General features: G+C 30.8%; 14 protein-coding genes. 13 read left to right on the forward strand and 1 reads right to left on the reverse strand.

Annotated features, from left to right (window positions below):
• The first annotated feature begins 221 nt into the window (after window positions 1-221).
• The 5 genes from B5X81_RS08860 to B5X81_RS08880 all read left to right on the forward strand — a co-directional run bounded on the left by B5X81_RS08860 (window position 222) and on the right by B5X81_RS08880 (window position 6,500).
• A complete protein-coding gene (locus tag B5X81_RS08860; RefSeq protein WP_079491055.1) occupies window positions 222-596 on the forward strand; it encodes a ferritin family protein in 375 nt (124 codons plus the stop codon).
• A gap of 20 nt (window positions 597-616) precedes the next feature.
• Entirely contained in the window at window positions 617-1,450 is an 834-nt protein-coding gene (locus tag B5X81_RS08865; RefSeq protein ID WP_079491057.1) for a family 1 encapsulin nanocompartment shell protein, read from the forward strand.
• 769 nt (window positions 1,451-2,219) lie between these two features.
• Window positions 2,220-3,746 (forward strand): histidine ammonia-lyase, encoded by a 1,527-nt coding sequence (gene hutH, locus B5X81_RS08870; protein WP_079491058.1) that lies wholly within the window; start codon window positions 2,220-2,222, stop codon window positions 3,744-3,746.
• 124 nt (window positions 3,747-3,870) lie between these two features.
• Entirely contained in the window at window positions 3,871-5,193 is a 1,323-nt protein-coding gene (locus B5X81_RS08875) for a Na+/H+ antiporter family protein (protein ID WP_079491060.1), read from the forward strand.
• Between the two features lie 143 nt (window positions 5,194-5,336).
• Window positions 5,337-6,500: an AlbA family DNA-binding domain-containing protein gene (locus B5X81_RS08880; protein ID WP_079491062.1), complete on the forward strand. Its 1,164-nt coding sequence runs from the start codon at window positions 5,337-5,339 to the stop codon at window positions 6,498-6,500.
• 12 nt (window positions 6,501-6,512) lie between these two features.
• On the opposite strand, the gene B5X81_RS08885 is transcribed toward B5X81_RS08880, so the two are convergent.
• Window positions 6,513-7,400, reverse strand: coding sequence for a LysR family transcriptional regulator (locus B5X81_RS08885; protein ID WP_079491063.1), 888 nt, complete (start codon window positions 7,398-7,400; stop codon window positions 6,513-6,515).
• A 269-nt stretch (window positions 7,401-7,669) separates the two neighbouring features.
• Between B5X81_RS08885 and B5X81_RS08890 the strand changes: the two genes are divergently transcribed.
• The 8 genes from B5X81_RS08890 to B5X81_RS08925 all read left to right on the forward strand — a co-directional run bounded on the left by B5X81_RS08890 (window position 7,670) and on the right by B5X81_RS08925 (window position 16,123).
• Entirely contained in the window at window positions 7,670-8,944 is a 1,275-nt protein-coding gene (locus B5X81_RS08890; protein WP_280175259.1) for a YeeE/YedE family protein, read from the forward strand.
• 471 nt (window positions 8,945-9,415) lie between these two features.
• Window positions 9,416-11,488: a BglG family transcription antiterminator gene (locus B5X81_RS08895; protein WP_170917339.1), complete on the forward strand. Its 2,073-nt coding sequence runs from the start codon at window positions 9,416-9,418 to the stop codon at window positions 11,486-11,488.
• A 22-nt stretch (window positions 11,489-11,510) separates the two neighbouring features.
• The gene (locus B5X81_RS08900) at window positions 11,511-11,966 is read left to right on the forward strand and encodes a PTS sugar transporter subunit IIA (RefSeq protein ID WP_079491066.1); all 456 of its coding nucleotides are present in this window, start codon (window positions 11,511-11,513) and stop codon (window positions 11,964-11,966) included.
• 21 nt (window positions 11,967-11,987) lie between these two features.
• Window positions 11,988-12,824 (forward strand): class II fructose-bisphosphate aldolase, encoded by an 837-nt coding sequence (locus tag B5X81_RS08905; RefSeq protein WP_079491067.1) that lies wholly within the window; start codon window positions 11,988-11,990, stop codon window positions 12,822-12,824.
• Window positions 12,825-12,835: 11 nt separating this feature from the next.
• Window positions 12,836-13,522 carry a triose-phosphate isomerase gene (locus B5X81_RS08910; RefSeq protein ID WP_079491069.1) on the forward strand — a complete coding sequence of 229 codons (687 nt, stop codon included), beginning with the start codon at window positions 12,836-12,838 and terminating at the stop codon, window positions 13,520-13,522.
• Window positions 13,523-13,547: 25 nt separating this feature from the next.
• Window positions 13,548-14,069 (forward strand): YjbQ family protein, encoded by a 522-nt coding sequence (locus B5X81_RS08915; protein WP_079491071.1) that lies wholly within the window; start codon window positions 13,548-13,550, stop codon window positions 14,067-14,069.
• 240 nt (window positions 14,070-14,309) lie between these two features.
• Complete coding sequence (locus tag B5X81_RS08920) at window positions 14,310-14,594, forward strand: PTS sugar transporter subunit IIB (RefSeq protein WP_079491072.1); 285 nt, start codon at window positions 14,310-14,312, stop codon at window positions 14,592-14,594.
• Between the two features lie 164 nt (window positions 14,595-14,758).
• Complete coding sequence (locus B5X81_RS08925; protein WP_079491074.1) at window positions 14,759-16,123, forward strand: PTS galactitol transporter subunit IIC; 1,365 nt, start codon at window positions 14,759-14,761, stop codon at window positions 16,121-16,123.
• Window positions 16,124-16,142: the final 19 nt, after the last annotated feature.

Genomic DNA, 16,142 nt, shown 5'->3' on the forward strand with positions numbered 1-16,142 from the left:
TTTTAAGACTTAGGCAAAATAATTATCTTTATTATCTTATAACTAGACTGAAGAAAGTGGCAATTCAATAATAGTCATAGCTTTTATTCTTTTTTGTTTAAAAGAAAGCTTCTATTGGTATATATTTAAATAGGGAATATGAAGATTTCAATTGGTAAGGAGACTATGACAACTGGAATTTTTATATTCTTTAAATATTTTAATCAAAGGGAGATGTTATTATGCCAAACATGCCTAATCCATTTGGGATGAATGTTCCAAGAAAAATTACTAAAGAAGAATTGATTAATGCAGTAAGACAGGATATAGTAGGGGAGCTTGAAGCTATATTTCTTTATGATGCCCATGCTCAGGCAACAGATGATATTAGAGCTAAAAAAATATTAGAAGATATAAGGGATGAAGAAAGAGAGCATGTAGGAGAGCTTATGACATTATTGAATATATTGGACCCAAATGAAGCAAGATTGTTTGCAAATGGTAAGGAAGAAGTAAAAGAGATGATGGAAGAATTAGAACTTGAAATGCCCAAGGATGAAATCAAATTAGAAACGGAAAAAGATCCAAAATCCGTGGGAAGTTTAATGAAAGAATAAATTAATAGGAGGGATAATAAGTGAAAGATTATTTGATGAGAGAAGATTCTCCGTTAAGTGATAAACAGTGGGATGAAATTGATGATGTTGTTGTTGATGTGGCTAGAAAGAAACTGATAGGAAGAAAAGTTGTACATACATATGGCCCACTGGGTGGGGGAGTTCAAAGTATAGAAATAGATAGGGTAGATTTAAATGGTGAAGCTGAATTAAGTAAGTTCAGTGGTGATGAAGATGGACAAATCCAAATTAAAGAAAGAAGATTTATACCAGTTCCACTTATATACAAGGATTTTATGATTACATGGAGAGATTTAGAAAATCTGAAATCATCAAATAGACCCTTGGATTATTCTTTAGTTGCGGCTGCCACTACTTCTCTTGCTAAAAAGGAAGATAATATAATATTTAACGGGACTAAAGAAAATCAAGGAATCATGAATGTGGAAGGAAGACTCTGTGTAAAAGCCAATGATTGGAGTGAAGGAGAACATCCTTATAGGGATGTTGCAAAGGCCATTGAGCAACTAATTAAGGCCGATTCCTATGGACCCTATGCCCTTGTAGTAAGTACTGATTTATATATAAAAATGCAAAGAATACAAGAGGGAACAGGTGTTACAGTATTATCTAGGGTTAAGGAATTAGTTGATGGAAAAGTTTATCAAAGTCCTATGATTGAGGAGGGTAAAGCTGCTGTCATATCAATAGGGGCTCAAAATTTAGATTTGGCTATAGGAGAGGATATGGTAACTGCATATATGGGTGATGAAAACCTGAATCATTTATTTAGAGTTATGGAAAGTATAGCTTTGAGAATAAAAAGACCTCAAAGCATATGTACAATAGAGTAAAATTTAGAAATATGGGTCTATTTACTTTAATAGACCCATATTTTTTTGACTCAATTTAAGATTTTCTAAAAGCAAGAAACAGTTCACAGGATAAAAATAGATAAAAACGGAAATAACAATAAGTTTATATGTATATCTATGCTATTTGATTTATAAAAATTCACAAATTAAAATTTATTAAGCTAAAGCAATAGTGCAATAAGTAGCTAAAGCAATGATTTTTATGGTTTTCAAGAGTTTCATAATATGTTAAAATGTAAATAGAACATTGAATAAATATTAATATTGGGGAAAATGAAATTGTCCTCAATTCTAATTATGTAATTATCTCAATTCAATTTGAAGCTTTGCTTTGTACATCTAATAAAAATAAATATACTCATTCATTTTTTATGATATGCAAATTACCTAAAGATAAACAACTCTAAAGATTAATAAATTTCAAATAAAAAATGCAGAAGTATTCATTATTTTCTTTGAAATTTATCTTAAGTTTTAGTGTTATTTATCCATAATAAGATTTAATTATCTTTCTCTAGAGATTCCTTTAAAAATTTTGACTCAAGCAATTTCTTATAACCATTTTTAATAAATTAGTGTTTTAAAAACAATTTTCTAAAAATATATAAAATTCTTTATATTTCTGCAGTAAATTTTTAATACTATTTACTACTAAAGAATGTAAAAATCTACAAAACACAGTAGGTTTTTACTTGTTAAATTCAAATTTAATTAAAATATTAAAATTGTTGTGAAAGGGGAAGATTAAATGAATAAAATTTTAATTGATGGGGAGCGTTTAACTATAGAGGAAATTGTTAAAGTTTCCAGAGACCTTACAGAAGTGGCATTAACTGATGAAGCAATAGAAAAAATTAAAAAATCCAGAACAGTTGTAGATGAGTTTGTTGAAAATGAAAAAATTGTATATGGTATAACAACGGGTTTTGGGAAATTTAGTGATGTTGTAATCACAAAAGATGAAGCAAAGGATCTTCAAAGAAATTTAATAATAAGTCATTCATGCGGAGTAGGAAAACATTTTCCAGAGGAAGTAGTTAGAGCAATAATGTTGCTTAGAGCCAATGCCCTTGCAAAGGGTTTTTCAGGAATTAGATTAAATACTTTAGAAACACTTATTGAAATGATAAACAAAAAAGTCCATCCAGCTATTCCTGAAAAGGGATCTTTAGGAGCAAGTGGAGATTTGGCACCATTAGCACATATGGTTTTAGTTATGTTGGGAGAAGGTGAAGCATATTATAAAGGAGAACTTATGTCAGGAAAGGAGGCTATGAAAAAAGCTGGTATAGACATTATTCACCTTACTTCTAAAGAAGGATTGGCACTTATAAATGGTACTCAAGTTATGACAGCTGTAGGGGCTCTTACTGTTTACGATGCTATAAACCTTGCAAAGCTTTCAGATATAACTGCTGCTTTAACAGTTGAGGCTCTAAATGGTATAACTGATGCATATGATTCTAGAGTTCATAAAGTTAGACCTCATATAGGGCAAATGAGTTCAGCTGAAAATTTACTAAGATTATTACAGGGAAGCGATTTAACTACTAAGCAAGGGGAAATACGAGTTCAGGATGCCTATACATTAAGATGTATACCTCAGATACATGGAGCTAGTAAAGATGCCATAAATTTCATAAAGGAAAAGGTAACCATAGAAATAAATTCAGCAACCGATAATCCATTGATATTCGCCGATGACAAGGAAGCAATTTCTGGTGGAAATTTCCATGGGCAACCGATGGCATTGGCCTTTGATTATTTAGGAATAGCTATAGCCGAACTAGCCAATTCATCTGAAAGAAGAATAGAAAGACTTGTAAACCCACAATTAAGTGGTTTACCTGCATTCTTAACCGAAAAGGGCGGATTGAATTCTGGATTTATGATAGCCCAGTATTCTGCAGCAGCTTTAGTATCAGAAAATAAAGTTCTTGCCCATCCAGCAAGTGTTGATTCCATTCCTTCTTCTGCAAATCAAGAAGACCATGTAAGTATGGGAACAATTGCTTCCAGGAAAGCTAGGGAAATATTGTATAATACTACAAGGGTTTTAGCTATTGAGTGTATAGCAGCTTCCCAAGCTATAGACTTTCAAGATCCTAGTAAGCTTGGAAAAGGTACAAAAGAGGCATATAAAAAAATAAGAGAAACTGTAGAGACCTTGGTAGATGATAGAATAATGTATTTTGATATTAATAAAAGTGCTACATTAATTGAGGAAAATGAGATAGTAAAAGTGGTAGAAGGAGCTATTGGTAAACTAAATTAAAGTTGAAGGGTAAATGGGGAATATTGAAGAAAGTTGATTGACTTATTATTTGATATTATTAAATTTTTTTAAGTCATCAATCTGAAAATCCACAACATTTAAATTTAAAAAGGGGGAAATGTGTATGCTGTTTAATCCGGTTATATTGTCGGTTCTTGTAATGGTAATATTATGTCTTTTGAATCTAAATGTTATTATTTCTTTAATTATTGCTGCATTGGTTGGCGGTACATTGGCGGGAATGCCAATAGGTGAAGCGATGAAAACCTTAATTGGTGGTATGGGAGGAAATGCAGAGACAGCATTAAGTTATATATTATTGGGTGCATTAGCTGTAGCTATAAATAAGACGGGATTAGCTGGAATGTTAGCAAAAAAAATTGCTGGTGCAATAAAGGGGAAAGCAGTTGCTCTAGTATTGATAATTGCTGGTGTAAGTATGTTTTCACAAAATCTTATACCAGTGCATATAGCCTTTGTGCCAATATTAATTCCACCTTTATTAGGAGTAATGAATAGATTGAAAATTGACAGAAGGGCTGTTGCTTGTGCATTAACCTTTGGATTAAAGGCACCCTATGTGGCTATTCCAGCAGGCTTTGGACTTATTTTTCATGGCATAATCAGTGATGAAATGACTGCAAATGGAATGGAAATTGCCAAAGGGGCTATATGGAAGGGGATGTGGCTTCCAGGATTAGGAATGCTTGTAGGATTGTTATTTGCTGTTTTAATTACCTATAGGAAGCCCAGGGAATATAATGCCCTGGCAAATGAAGAAGTATCTGCTTCATCAATGTCTGAGGAAAAGAATAACAGTTCTGATAAAATGACGAAGAATCATTATGTGGCATTAATAGGAGCCGTAGCTGCATTGGTAGTACAACTTACAATGGAATCCTTGCCTCTAGGAGCGATAGTAGGCCTTGCAATAATGGTTATATTTGGAGCTATTAAGTGGAAAGATGTTGATGAACTAATGTCAGGTGGTATTTCAATGATGGGCTTTATAGCTTTTGTTATGCTTGTTGCTTCAGGTTATGGATCTGTAATAAGAGAAACTGGAGGAGTAGAGACTTTAGTAAATGCAGCTTCAGGAATATTAGGTGGTAGCAAATTTATAGCATCTATCATCATGATCTTTGTAGGATTAATTATAACCATGGGAATAGGTACTTCTTTTGGTACAATTCCAATAATTGCGGCTATTTATGTACCTTTAGCATCTTCCATAGGCTTTAGTCCTCTTGCCACAGTTGTATTAATAGGTACTGCTGCTGCCCTTGGAGATGCTGGTTCACCGGCTTCGGACAGTACACTTGGACCTACTGCAGGTCTTAATGTTGATGGACAACATAATCATATTTGGGATACATGTGTTCCAACTTTTCTGCATTTTAATATACCATTAATAATATTTGGTGTAATAGGTGCAATGATATTTTAAATATAAAAATTCTGGGACTTCGGTTCCAGAATTTTTGTTTTTTTTCTAATGTTTTACGATATCCAAGGAAAAAGCTATGTGATATACTAAATATAACAATGGATTATAATATATTTCATTATTGGGCATAAGGGGGATATACCTTGGATCAAAGCAAACTGAAAATATTGTTAAACAGAGAAGAAGGTCCTAAATTAGATTATAAAGAAAAAATTGACATAAGCTTAGAATCAGGAAAAAAGGAACTTGTAAAAGATGTCATAGCAATAGCTAACAGCCAAGGTGGTAGAGGTCATTTAGTAATAGGTATTGAGGATAAAACAAAAGAAATAATTGGTGTTGATCCTGAATATATAAATGAAGAAAGAATTCAGCAGATTATTAGCCAGAGATGTGATCCACCTATAAACATAAGAGTAGAATTTATAGAAATTGATATAAAAAAAATAGGGGTAATAACAATATTTAGAAGCAATAAAAGACCTCATCAAATGAGACAGAATGGAGCTTTTTACATAAGAAGAGGCTCTACCACTGATATAGCTAGAAGAGATGAAATTGCAAGCATGCTGCAAAAAAGCGGTATCATAAATAATGAGCAAATGCCTGTACCAAATGTGGCATTAAAGGAATTGGATAAGGATTTAGTAAATAAATATTTAAAAAAGATGAATATAAATGATAGTTATGATAACCAGCTTTTAAGTAATTTGGGTATAGTATATTATGATAAGGATAGTGATGAATATTATCCAACAATAGGAGGGCTTTTATTATTTTGTAAAAACCCCCAGCTTTATTTACCCCATACGGGAATAAGGATTATTTACTACCAGGAAAACAAACCAATAAGTAATTATTTTGAAGGAAATTTACTAACTCTTATAGATAATTCAACAAGATTTGCAAAAAAATTATTGGATACTTATTCATATCCTGTAGAATTTATGGAAGAATGTATTTCTAATGCAGTAGTTCATAGGGATTATTTTGACTGTTCTAGAGAAACTGTTATATATATTGGTCAAAACAAAATTGAAATCAGTAACCCCGGAAGTATATCTCAAAAAGATACCATTAACAATATAGTTACAGAAAACAATCCCTTTAGAAGAAATAACTGGCTGTATCACAGGTTATTAGTTTTAGATGATAAAAATAGATTTTTAAAAACAGGTCTGGGATTAAAGAAAATAAAGGACTCTTTTAAAGGAATCGGTAAAGTGAGATTTTTGAATCTTAGAAAGAAAAATCTATTTAAAATTATATTACCAGGTATAAAGTCTATCTATAAAGATAAAGATTAAATTCTTTATCTTTTATTTTTTAAAAGAAGTCGAGATTACAAAATTTACAAATTTTTTTTCAAAGGAAGCAAATTTGTGTTTTTTTCTAAAGGCTAAATAGTGATTAAACTTTATTTCAATTCTATCTAATTGAATTTGTTTTATATATCCTCTTTCTATTTCAGCTTCAACTGCTGATTTTGGCAGGAAGGAGAATCCTTTTCCGGCAGAAACAGAAGATTTAATTGCTTCTGATGAGTTTATCCTATAAATAATGTTGAAGTCTTTTAAGGATATGTGTTTTTTCTCAAATTCCCTTTCTAATATAGGCATTGTATAACATGTTTTTTCTCTTAAAATTAGAGGCATATTTTTTAATTTTTCTATGGAAATTATTTCAGTGTTATAGTTTTTATTTCCCACTAAAATTAATTCATCGGAGTTTATGTATTTTGTGACTATACAATTCTTTGGGGGAATGTCTTTAACAAATCCAATATTAATAGTATGATTACACAATTTTTCTATAACTTCACTGCAATTTATAAGCTCTATATTTATGTCTATTTCTTTATGGAATTTTTTAAAAGTATAAATCCAATAGGGAAAGTCATGTAATCCAAAACTCTTACAGCAGCCAATATTTAATTTGATTTTATTTTCAATCAAATATTTAAGATCTCTTTGTATATTTTTCCCGAGGTTTAAGATATCATCTGCATATTTATATACTATTTCTCCTGATTTTGTAAGCCTGATACCTTTATTACTGCGGATCAATAGTTTAGAGTCAAATTCTTTTTCTAATTTTTTAAGTTGCACACTAAGTCCGGGAAGGGTAAAATGAAGAGCTTTAGCCGCTTTTGTCATATTACCATATTGGACAATCATATAAAAGGAGCGTAGATATTCAAGATTCATATTTTTATAACCTCACATTTTAAATATAACTAATTAGTTTATTTTACTATATTTATATTAGCATTTATATCAATGAAAATAAATATATAATAGGATGTTATACTGCATAATATCTGTTTATCAATAATTAATTGTTAAGGTTAATAAGCCATAATTATTATACAGAAGTATATTAATGATACTATAATTAATATATAGTTTGAAAAATAACTAACAAACTATTATGAAAATATTCAGTATTAAAATATTTGCAAACGGGGGAAAGGAATATGGAAGCTAAAAGAAAAATTAGAAATATTAAAGAGAGTCCCAGTTTTAAAATAAATATAAAACAAACCTATCTGGGAATTGTGGTTCTAGTAATTATGGGGGGGTTTAGTGTTTTCCAATATGCAAAAAATTATAAATTAGCCATGTACTTAATAACTGGTTTAGCTATAGGGTATGTGATGCAAAGGTCCAGATTTGGTTTTGCAGGTACCGTTAGAAAAATGTATATTATGGGAAATGGTGATCTAACTAGAGCCGTATTATTTGTGTTTATTATTTCAATGATTGGTACAGTTGCCATTCACTATGGGGCTGTGATGGGTGGTTCAGAAGTTATACCGGGTTTTAAGTCTGTAAAGCCTGTAAATATGGCTACAGTAATTGGCGGAATAATTTTTGGTATAGGAATGATGTTTGGTGGAGGATGTGCTTCAGGAACATTGACAGATTTAGGTGAAGGATATATAAGATCACTTATAGTATTATTTTTCTTTATTATTGGTTCATTATGGGGAGTTCATGATTTGCCTATGTGGGAAAGAAGTATATTTTTTGCAGGTGGAAAAGTATATTTACCCGATATATTAGGATACATGGGAAGTATCATTATATCCTTGCTTGGATATTTGGGAATATATGTTTTTGTAAAAAAATATGAAGAAAAAAGAAAAAAACAAAATACATATATTCCTGAAACATATTCTGATTTTGAAAAAGCTATCCCGGAAAAAGAAGAATATAAATTTTTTAGTAAGGAAACCTATCATAAGTTTTTTGTGAAGAGATGGTCCTTTTATACAGGAGGTACTTTACTTAGCATATTATTTTTAACAATATTAGTTACAACAGGATCAAGTTGGGGCGTTACATCTACATTTGCCTATTGGGGAGCATGGATATTTGAAAAGATTGGACTTGTAGACGTTTCTAATTGGGAGTGGTTTGCAGGAAGAATGGATGCTATAAATGGAGGATTTTTTAACGACCCTAAGTCAATGAGAAATATAGGAATAATAATAGGTGCAGCTCTATCTCTTTTATTTACGGGACATTTTTCCTTTGATACAAATTTTAATTTGAAGGATATATTATATTTTGCATTAGGTGGTATATTTATGGGATATGGAGCAAGGATAGCTCTAGGATGTAATGTTGGAGCTTTATATTCAGCTCTTTCTAACTTCTCGCTTTCTGGATGGGTGTTTATGGTTGCACTTACTATTGGTGGTATTATAGGAATTAGTCTTGTAAAGAAATTAAATATAAATAGTTAAGCAAATTACATAATTCAAATTTGAGTTGGTTGTATAATATGCGTAGTGGTTCTTTGAAGATTTTAAAACTATATGTAGTAGATAATTTTTTGGGAAGGTAATTATGCAATTTGCTTAATTGTCAATTATGGAAAAAGAACAAAAAGAAAATATTAAAACTTCCCATATAGGAATTAGCACAACGAGTTAACTTGATATTATGTAAACTATAAAAGAAGTAGTCTAATAAAGAATTCAGACTACTTCTTTTATCTGTTTATTATTCTATATGAAATGGAATTGATTATACTTTCATGTATTTTTTAAATATGATTTGAGGGTTATAAGCTATAAAAACACTAGTATTAAGAGTAGTAATTATAATTAGAACAAAATCCTTCTATCAACTGGAAATGTTTTAATCTTTTATATTTCGACAAATAATGATAGAGTATTTATTGAGAAATATAAGTGCTGAGGCAGGTGTTAAATTTGAATAGAAGAACTTGTGAAATTATAAAAAAAGTATATGAAAGACCAAATGCTTTTGATATTAAGGGATTAGCACAACTTCTAAATGTTAGCATAAAAACAGTTCAGTCAGATATTCAGGAAATTAATGAATATTTTGCTTCTAAAGGTATTGCTTCATTGGAAGTGGTAGAGAACAAGCTCTCTATAGAAAAAACAAATAAATCTATATATGATTCACTTAATACCCTTAGCTTTTATGATTATAGATTGTCAAGAGATGAACGTTTAGTGATAGAAGCTCTTTTACTTATATTTACTCCTGAATATGTAACTTTATCTAATATAGCTGAATTCATGTATGTATCTCGTTCAACGGTCATTGGGGATTTAAAATATCTGAATGATTATTTGGATGGTTATGGTCTTTCAACATATGCACAACCCAATGCAGGGATTTGCCTTAATGGACCTGAAATAAATGTAAGAAATTTATTTACAAGTTTTTTAATGAAATATGGGTATTTATACAGTTTGTTTTCTCATCAGGAAAGAAAAGTGAATTCAAATGGTGGAGAAACAAGGATTAATACTAGGGAAAAGAATATAATTCTGCAAAATTTGACATCTGAAGCTGAAGGGTATTCCGGGCTTCATTTGACAGAATCTTCCTTTAATGTGCTCATAAACTACTTGTATATGGCTATTTTTAGAATAAAATCAGGTAAAGTTCTAGAAAATTATGAACAAAAAAATACGGATGTTAAAAGTAAATTAATTGAGAGATTATATAAGCTTGTTTGTCAGCATTTTGACATTGAAGAGAACAAAAACGAACTGGCATATTTGAAAAGCTTTTCAATAAATTTAACTTATTTGAAACAAAACAGTTCTGTTGACGACAGCAAAGAAATAGTAAATATACAAATTATAACTAGATTATTTATTATGAATGTATCTAAGTCTTTAAATCTTCCTTTATATAAGGATTACGAACTTTTTCAAAGTTTATCTAACCATTTACAAAGGATATTTAATGATGGATTCAATAATTTTAATGAATATAACGAGATTAATTCTATTTTGCAAAAATATGATGACATAAAGAAAGTCGTTATAGAAAATATAGAAATTTTAGAACAATACGTAAACAGAACTATTACAGATGAAGAAATTTCATATATCGTAATATATATTTGCGCATCTATTGAGAAAATAAAGAATCAAACAACTATGTGTAATGTAATTTTAGTATGTAATAGTGGTATTGGAACAAGTCAGCTGTTAAAATCAAAATTGCTTGAAAGATTTGATATTAATGTAATAAATGTTATGCCTAAGCATAGATTAAGGGACTTTATAAGCAGAGAAGTGGACTTTGTTATTTCTACAGTGGATTTAGAAGATATTGATGTGCCATATATTAAGATTTCTCCTCAACTACCCGATAGTGATTTTCTTAGAATGAGGAAAATGATCGATGATTATGGATGTATTAACTCTGTAAAATTTGTTAAAAATGAGTATTTGGATATTATTACTAAGATAGAACCTATAGTTAATAATGATGAACTTTTGGATGTAATTAAAGACAGTTTGAATAATTACTTTGCTAAAAAGAATAAATTGGATTTGAGTCTTTCGAATTTGTTGACTGAAGAGTTTATTCAGTTGGATTTAGAGGCAGATACATGGCAGCAGGCAATAGAAAAGGCTTCTCAAAATTTATTGAATAAAGGATATATAAATGATAATTATGTAAAATCCATGATTAGAAATGTTGAAGAAAATGGACCCTATATTGTAATTTCACAGGGCTTCGCTATTCCCCATTCAGCAGTTGATGAAGGAAGTATGAAGCTTGGGTTTAATTTAATTAGATTGAAAAATCCTGTGTCCTTTAATGCTGGAATTTTAGATCCAATTAAGTATGTATGTGTTATAAGTGCTGTAGATAACGAAAGACATCTAAATGCAATGTTTAATTTAATTAATTTGCTTCAAATTAGCCAATTTAAAGAAGCTTTAAATGAAGCAAAAACCAGTAAAGATGTGGCAAAGATTATTGAAATATTTGAAAGAAAAATACAATGAAAAAACTGGAGGTGTCTAAAACATGTTTTTCGATGAAGAAATTGTTTTTTTTAAGGAATCCTTCAATAATAAGGAGGATGCCATAAAAAAATTAGCAGATGAATTTTATAAAAAGGGCCTTGTAAAGGACACATTTTTTCAAGCAGTTGTAGATAGGGAAGAGGGTTACCCAACTGGTTTAAATGTAAATGGAATCGGTGTAGCTATACCCCATACCGATAGTGCTCATATAATTAAACCTCAAATTGGATTTATGACCTTAAAGGAACCAGTAATTTTCAAGGATATGGTAGATAGTCAAAATGAAATAAAAGTAAATACAATTTTTATGCTTGGATTAGCAAAATCAGAACAGCAGGTTCAAATACTTCAAAAGCTTATGGATTTATTTCAAAGTGAAGTATTGTTAAAAGAAATTACAGCTTGTAAAAATATTGATGAATTTAAGGAAATAATGAAAAAAGCTAATATAAATTAATTTTCTAGAGGAGATGATATTTTGTTAGTTTCATCAAAGGAGTTATTTAAGGTAGCAAGAAAAGGTAATTTTGCAATACCAGCAACAAATTTTGTAGATCAAAATTCTATTAAAGCTTATATAGAAGTTGCAGAAAAACTAAACTTACCAATTATTTTAGGCTATGCAGAAGTGCATAAGGATTTATTATCATTTGATGAGGCATTATTTTTAGGTAAGTACTATGGAGAAAGGGCTAAGGTTCCAGCAGTATTGCATCTTGATCATGGTACTACTAAAGAACTAATAATTAGAGCCATAGATGAAGGCTTTAAATCAGTTATGATAGATGCTTCTATGCTTTCCTTTGAGGATAATGTTAAAAAAACAAAGGAAATTGTTGATTATGCTCACCTTAAGGGAGTAGTTGTAGAAGCTGAAATAGGTCATGTTGGTAATGGTGAAGGCTATAAAAGTAATGATAATAGTGATAGTATTTATACTACTGTTGAAGAAGCAAAGAAATTTGCTGACCTTACAAATGTGGATTCACTAGCAATATCTATAGGAACTGCCCATGGAGCTTATAAGGGCAAACCTGTTATAGATTTTGATAGATTAAAGGAAATTAGAAACGCTATAGATACTCCTTTGGTACTTCATGGAGGTTCATCATCGGGAGATGATAATCTTAGAAGATGTGCCAGCGAAGGAATTAGTAAGATAAATATTTTTACAGATTTAGTGACTGCTGCCTTCAACAAGTCACAAAGTACTAAATCAAGTGATTATTTTGAGCTTAGAAACGCACAAATCGAAGGCATGAAGGAATGCTTAGAACATTATTATGGTGTATTTCAAACAAAAGAGTTTAAATAGGAGGTGAAAAAATGAAGAAAATAAAAGCGCCATTTTTCATTGTCAATCCAAAATCATATTTATATGGAGAAGAAAGCTTAAAGCTGGCCCTAGTTGCAGATAGGCTTGCTGAGGAATATGGAGTGGAAATATTTTTCACTGCACCCTTTGCAGATTTAGCTAATATCAAGGCCAACACAAAAAATCTTAGAGTAACAGCTCAACATATGGACCCGTTAGTTCCAGGCCGTGGAATGGGACATGTGTTACCTGAATCATTAAAGGCAGCTGGTGCTGAAGCAGTGTTTTTAAATCATGCAGAGCACTCTCTTAAACTAAGTGATTTAGTAAAGACTATTAATAGGGCAAAGGAACTAGGAATTATTACTATTGTTTGTGCAGATTGTTTAGAAGAAGCTATAGCTATAGCTAAATTGAGTCCTGATATATTATTATGTGAACCTACTGCATTAATTGGAACTGGACAAACAAGTGGTTATGATTACATAGTTGAAACTACAACTAGAATAAAGGAAATTGATGAAAATATTTTAGTAATGCAAGCTTCAGGAATCACAACAGGTGAAGATGTATATCAAACAATAGTTCATGGTGCAGATGGAACAGGTGCAACAAGTGGGATACTTAAAGCTCCAGATAAAGCAAAAAGGTTAGAAGAAATGATACAAGCAATTGTTAAAGCAAAGAATGAAAAATAAAATAAATTAAATTGGAGGTATAGGTATGAATATTTATAAAGAGCAAATTAATTTAACCTCCCATGGGGGAACTCCAAGTTTTTTTAATATCACTGATTCAGTAAAAGAAGCAATTAAAAAAAGTAAAATTCAAAATGGTATTTGTGTTGTGGTTTCACCCCACACTACATGCTCAGTATTCTTTGAAGAATTCGTCCATGATTATACTGAAGACGGTGATGAATTTCTTCAAGTCGACTTAAATAATGTACTTCAAAAAATTATTCCAGACAATGTTGCACAGGGTCAGTACAATTATCCTGGAGAAAAGCATTATGAAGCCGTTGAATCATGGCCAAATGCGGAAGATTATCTTCCAAATGGTGACCGCTCAGCCCTATTTAATTGTGATGCCCATTTAAAATCAACATTGCTTGGTTCCAGTCAGATATTAGAGGTTGATGAAGGAAAATTGGGAGTTGGAAAAACAGGTTATGTTTATTTTGTAGATTTTGATCGTACAAGATCTCGAAGCCGTAAATGTAGAGTAATCATATTAGGTGAATAGATAGATCATAAAGTATTTTAAGAAGTAATTTTAATCCGCGGATTATTTAAATTATAAATAGAATTAAATAATATTGTATCCTATTTAACATCATTAATGATTTAATTATATATAATGGGTAAACTATTGATTTTATGATTATTAGACTATCCATTATTAAATAAACAGAAGTTTGAAAACGATTGTAAGTCCATAATTAATTAATTATTAAAATAAAAAAAGAAAGGGAAGTGAAATAAAATGAAAAGAATATTATTAGCATGTGGAGCAGGAGTTTGTACATCTACAGCAGCAAGAGTAAAGGTGGAAAAGTTATTAAATGAAAAGGGTTATGAAGGACAATATAAAATAGATCAGTGTAAAGTGGCAGAGGTGCCATCAAGATCAAGTAATTTTGATTTTGTTATTTCAACAACTATGAAACCAGATGGAGTTAAGTGCCCATTTGTAAGCGGTGTGTGCTTCCTAACTGGTGTTGGAATTGACAAAACAACTAAGGAAATATTGGAGCTTATGGAAAAATAAAATTATATCAATCAAAATATAGGAAATCAAATAATTTTAAATTGGCAAAATTGCATAATGTCCATAGTATAGTTTATAGGATTTTAAAACAATATGCAGTAGTTAATTTTTTAAAAGGCAATTATGCAATTTGCTCATCAAAATAATTAAATGAGGTGAAAATCATGTCATATATATTAGACTTTTTTAAGATTATTCAAGATTTAGGTCCCACAGTTATGATGCCTATTATAATTTGTATTTTTGGAATAGCTTTAGGAGCAGAAAAGGGTAAATCAGCAAGAGCTGGATTAACAGTGGGTGTTGGATTTATAGGTTTGAACCTTGTAATTGGTGCATTATCTACTAATCTAGGACCTGCAGTAGAACAAATGATTGAACGTTTTGGAATATCATTATCTGTAATTGATGTTGGTTGGCCAGCAACAGCAGCTATTGCCTTTGCATCAGTTGTAGGTATGGTAATAATACCAGTTTGTTTAGTTGTAAATATTATAATGCTTCTTACTAACACAACACAAACAATAGATGTTGATATTTGGGATTATTGGCACTTTGCATTTACTGGAGCCCTTGTTGCAGTTGTAACTGGAAGTCAAGCTATGGGCTTAGTGGCAGCTATTTTAAATATGGTAATAATTATGGTGATTGCCGATTATACAGCTTCTGGAGTTGAAGAAACCTTAGGATTACCAGGGGTATCACTTCCCCACGGATTTACCGCTGCATATGCACCAATAGCTATAGTAATAAACAAAATTATTGATATGATTCCTGGTATTAGAGATATAGATATTAACATGGAGAAGGCCCAGAAAAGATTTGGAGTATTTGGAGAGCCAATACTTATAGGAACTGCTTTAGGTATTATTATTGGTATTGTGGCAGGTTATGAATATGGTGATGTACTTAAGCTTGGAATTACAATGGGTGGTGTATTAGTTCTTATTCCTAGAATGGCTTCTCTACTAATGGAAGGTTTGCTTCCTATTTCTGATGCCGCTTCAGAATTTATAAATAAAAGATTTTCAAATAGAGGAAAGGTTTATATTGGCCTTGATTCAGCAGTTGGTGTAGGACATCCTTTGACACTTTCTGTATCACTTATATTAATACCTTTAACAGTGTTTATGGCTGTAATTCTTCCTGGAAACAAGGTTCTTCCATTTGCGGATTTAGCAGTTATACCATGGATGTTTGTTCTAATTACTCCAGTGGTTAAAGGTAATGGCTTTAGAGCATTAATAAATGGTGTTGTTGTATTAGCCGGAGGCTTACTAATTGCTACTAATTTAGCTCCATTAATGACTGAGGCAGCTATTAATGCTGAATATACAATGCCTTCAGCTGGAACACAAATTTCAAGTATTTGTGATGGTGCAAATCCATTAACTTGGGCAATCGTACGTTTAAATGATTTTGGATGGATTGGAATGGGTATAGTTGCAGTTGTTGCAGTGGCCCTTGCATTAATTAATAGAAGAAGAATAATAAAAGAAGCTAAAGAATTAAAAAGTGCTCAGCAATAAAAATACTTTAATAATTGTA

The sequence above is a fragment of the Maledivibacter halophilus genome (assembly GCF_900167445.1).
In the GTDB taxonomy this organism is placed as follows: Bacteria; Bacillota; Clostridia; order Peptostreptococcales; family Caminicellaceae; genus Maledivibacter; species Maledivibacter halophilus.

Excerpts from the sequence above, each read along its gene's own strand:
- B5X81_RS08860 (WP_079491055.1), top strand. The coding sequence starts at position 222 with ATGCCAAACATGCCTAATCCATTTGGGATGAATGTTCCAAGAAAAATT.
- hutH (WP_079491058.1), top strand. The coding sequence starts at position 2,220 with ATGAATAAAATTTTAATTGATGGGGAGCGTTTAACTATAGAGGAAATT.
- B5X81_RS08875 (WP_079491060.1), top strand. The coding sequence starts at position 3,871 with ATGCTGTTTAATCCGGTTATATTGTCGGTTCTTGTAATGGTAATATTA.
- B5X81_RS08885 (WP_079491063.1), bottom strand. The coding sequence starts at position 7,400 with ATGAATCTTGAATATCTACGCTCCTTTTATATGATTGTCCAATATGGT.
- B5X81_RS08890 (WP_280175259.1), top strand. The coding sequence starts at position 7,670 with ATGGAAGCTAAAAGAAAAATTAGAAATATTAAAGAGAGTCCCAGTTTT.
- B5X81_RS08900 (WP_079491066.1), top strand. The coding sequence starts at position 11,511 with ATGTTTTTCGATGAAGAAATTGTTTTTTTTAAGGAATCCTTCAATAAT.
- B5X81_RS08910 (WP_079491069.1), top strand. The coding sequence starts at position 12,836 with ATGAAGAAAATAAAAGCGCCATTTTTCATTGTCAATCCAAAATCATAT.
- B5X81_RS08915 (WP_079491071.1), top strand. The coding sequence starts at position 13,548 with ATGAATATTTATAAAGAGCAAATTAATTTAACCTCCCATGGGGGAACT.
- B5X81_RS08920 (WP_079491072.1), top strand. The coding sequence starts at position 14,310 with ATGAAAAGAATATTATTAGCATGTGGAGCAGGAGTTTGTACATCTACA.
- B5X81_RS08925 (WP_079491074.1), top strand. The coding sequence starts at position 14,759 with ATGTCATATATATTAGACTTTTTTAAGATTATTCAAGATTTAGGTCCC.